Source organism: Geminocystis sp. GBBB08 (assembly GCF_016743215.1).
In the GTDB taxonomy this organism is placed as follows: Bacteria; Cyanobacteriota; Cyanobacteriia; order Cyanobacteriales; family Cyanobacteriaceae; genus Geminocystis.
Map to the genome: position 1 here is coordinate 1 of NZ_VRZC01000250.1, position 3,615 is coordinate 3,615.

General features: G+C 40.3%; 1 protein-coding gene. It reads right to left on the bottom strand.

Features of this window, described 5'->3' with window-relative positions; genetic code table 11:
- Window positions 1–464 precede the first annotated feature (464 nt).
- A partial coding sequence (locus FWJ34_RS18755; RefSeq protein ID WP_396232088.1) for a beta strand repeat-containing protein occupies window positions 465–3,615 on the bottom strand: 3,151 nt, incomplete at its 5' end.

Sequence of the window (3,615 nt, forward strand, 5' to 3'; positions counted from 1 at the left end):
TAATATGAAATAAATCGAAACTTTAAATTAGTAAATTTGACTCTGTAGTATGCTTTAATCTTTAGTTATCAAGCTGTTTGAAAATATTTAATAATAGTTAAAATCGGAAACTGACAAAAGAGGGCTACAGAACAAGTTCGATTAAGTATATTACAAAAATCCCTAAAAAGACCATTTTTTATGCCCTACAAATCTTACCTAACATAACAACCAAGATTGAGTTAAATTTATTTAACGCACCGCTATTAGCAATAAAATTCATTTCATTGTGAGATAAGAATTCCAACAAATAAATCTTCTTGCAATCTTCTTGACAAAGCTAATAGTGAGTGATCGGCGGCTAAAGGTACGGCATAATAAATAGTCAACTGCCCCTACGATACGAGGGCAACGCCCCACCGAAAATTAATCAAAAGTGATCAAGTAGGGTGGGCAACGCCCACCAAATTAATCAAAAGAAATTACTAGCTAAAGAAGAAATTAGCGGTATTAGAAGCATCAACACTGGAGGCAATATTACCAGTATTAAAAGTATTCACTCCCGTAATAGTAAATAATAAACTACCAGTGCCGAAACCAGCGTCACCGGCAGTGCCATTACCGAGACGGAATTGAGTATCAGCACCTGATGTCACCACATCAACGCTAGTTAAACCGACAACAGCAAATTTATCGCTACCGAAGGCAAACTCATTAACGGTATCACTATCATCGCCGGGGTTGTAAATGACGGTATCTATGACGGCATCCCCTAAACCTAAGTTGAGAATATCGTTACCTTCACCACCTACTAGTCTGTCACCACCATTACCACCGATTAAAGTATCAATACCCGCACCACCGGTAAGAATATTGTCACCTGCACTACCAATAATGAGGTTAGGTAATCCATTACCCGTGCCATTAATCGCACTTATGCCTGTTAAGGTTAGGTTTTCTAAGTTGGCACTTAAGCTATAGGTAGCGGAAGATTCTACGGTATCAATTTCTGTGGCAGTTGTTGATGTTTCTGTAACCACATCCGTTGTGCTATCCACAATGTAAAAATCATTACCGACACCACCGATGAGGGTATCATTACCGACACCACCGTTAAGGATATCATTACCGGCACCACCATCAAGGCTATCATTACCGGCACCACCATCAAGGCTATCATTACCGGCACCACCACTGAGGGTATTAGCTACCCCGTTACCGATGATAACGTTATTGAGACTGTTACCAGTACCATTAATAATGCTACTACCAGTTAAGGTGAGGTTTTCTAAATTTGCCCCCAGAGTCCAAGTTACAGATGAGAGTACGGTATCAATTTCTGTGGTAGTTGTTGATGTTTCGGACACTAGATCAGTTGTAATATCTATAACATAAATATCATTACCAGTGCCCCCCACTAAACTATCATTACCCGTGCCACCAAGAAGGGTATCGTTACCATCTCCACCGATAAGGGTATCGTTACCGGCACCACCATCAAGGCTATCGTTACCACTACTACCATTAAGATTATTGGCTACACCATTACCAATAATAACGTTATTGAGACTGTTACCCGTACCATTGATGGTGTCATTACCAGTTAAGGTGAGGTTTTCGACATTTGCGCCCAAAGTCCAAGTTACAGATGATTGTACGGTATCTATTTCCGTTGCGAGGGTAGAAGTTTCGCTAATTTTTTCTCCCGTATTATCGACAATATAAATATCATTGCCCAAACCACCGATGAGACTATCAGCACCAACTCCACCGTTAAGGGTATCGTTACCGGCACCACCGTTAAGGGTATCTACACCATCACCACCATTAAGGGTATTATTGCCATCATTACCAGTAATTACGTTATTGACGGTATTACCAGTACCATTAATATTAGCAGTACCAGTTAAGGTGAGGTTTTCTAGGTTATCACCCAAAGTATAAGTGATGGAAGATTGTACAGTATCAATTTCTGTTGCTAAAGTAGATGTTTCGGTGACGACATCTCCACTGTTATCGACAGTGTAAGTATCATTGCCTAAACCACCGATAAGAGTATCAGCACCCGTGCCACCGATAAGAGTATCATTACCGGCACCACCATCAAGAGTATCATTACCGGCACCACCATCAAGAGTGTTAGCGGCACTATTACCAGTAATCTGATTAGCCAAAGTGTTACCAGTACCATTAATAGCACTACCGACTAAGATCAGATTTTCAACGTTAGCAGTTAGGGTATAATTAACAGAAGATTGGACGGTATCAATTTCAGTGGAAACTGTGGAAGTTTCAGAAACTATGTCAAGAGCATTATTAACGATGTAAAAATCATTACCCGTACCACCTACAAGGCTATCACCGTTTATTTTTTTGATGCTGACATTATCTAACAGTAATCCTTCATTATCCCCTCCTGCTTGATCAAAAATGAGTTTACCAGTGCTGTTGGCAGTAACATTAATAGTACGGGTGATCGTAGCAAAAGGTGCATCACTACTACGAGTAAAGGTTTCGGTAAATAAACTGCCCAAAGAAACTGTGGCTGAGTTAGTATTCCCTTGTTGAGAACCGGCTAAACTAAACTGTAAAGTGATCACATCACCAGCACTGAAACTAAAAGTCTGTTTTGACTCTAATCGTCCTCCATTGCTAATACTACCGTCTAAGTCAAGATATAAACCATTACCGGGTAAGAAATCACCAAAACCTGGCCCGAATAAATCAACAGCACCATCTGTAACACTCCAGTTAACAAAATTATTATAATTACTTGTTGCTGAGCCACCATTTTCAGTGTTAAAGTTATCAGTTAATAAGGTTATTTCTGTGCCACCACCGTTAAGGGTATCGTTACCTGCACCACCGTTAAGGGTATTTTTCGCACTATTACCAGTGATAACGTTATCGAGGGTGTTACCCGTACCATTAATAGCGGTTGTGCCGGTGAGGGAGAGGTTTTCGACATTGGCACTTAAGGTATAAGTAACGGAAGATAGTACAGTATCAATTTCTGTGGCAGTAGTGGAGGTTTCCGTCACCACATCTGTTGTGCTATCCACAATGTAAACATCATTACCAGTACCACCAACTAAACTATCAACACCAATACCACCATCAAGGGTATCGTTACCATCACCACCGTCAAGGGTATTGTTACCAATATTACCAGTGAGGTAGTTATTTAAGGTGTTACCCGTACCATTAATGGCAGTTGTGCCTGTTAAGATTAGGTTTTCAAGGTTAGCACCCAATGTATAAGTAACGGAAGATAGTACAGTATCAATTTCTGTAGCAACGGTAGAGGTTTCGTTTACGACGGTTGTACTATTGACAATGTAAACATCGTTACCAGTGCCACCGATAAGGGTATCATTACCACCACCACCATCAAGGGTATCGTTACCATCACCACCGTCAAGAGAATTATCAGCACTATTCCCGATGATGAAGTTATTTAAGGTGTTACCCGTACCATTTATGGTAGTTGTACCTGTTAAGGTAAGGTTTTCAAGGTTAGCACCTAATGTATAACTAACGGAAGATAATACGGTGTCAATTTCTGTGGCAACGGTAGAAGTTTCGCTAATAACATCAGTGGCTACATCCAGAATGTAAATATCGTTACCAGTGCCA